Below are 269 nucleotides of genomic sequence, written 5' to 3' on the forward strand. Positions count from 1 at the left end.
TGCTGGTAAGCCTTGTTTTGCACGCTCAGCGTTTGTTAATTCAACAACACGTTGTTCGAACTCGCTTAAAGATTTTGCTTCTTCAGCAGGCTTTTGCTCAGCTGGTTTTTGTTCAGCAGGTTTTTGAGTATTGTTGTTTTCAGCAGGTTTTTGAGCTTCTGGTTTTTGAACTTCTTCAGCAGGCTTTTGCTCAACTGGTTTTTGCTCAGCAGGCTTTTGAGCTTCTGGCTTAGCTGTTGGTTGCTCAGTTACAACATTTTCAGTAGGTT

At 42.0% G+C, this 269-nt stretch carries 1 pseudogene; it reads right to left on the bottom strand.

Annotation, left to right across the window (positions count from 1 at the left end):
* Positions 1 to 269: pseudogene (locus MR170_RS31580) on the bottom strand (CAP domain-containing protein); the annotation flags it as partial.

It is taken from the genome of Bacillus cereus group sp. BfR-BA-01524 (genome assembly GCF_022662595.1).
Classification (GTDB): domain Bacteria; phylum Bacillota; class Bacilli; order Bacillales; family Bacillaceae_G; genus Bacillus_A; species Bacillus_A thuringiensis_S.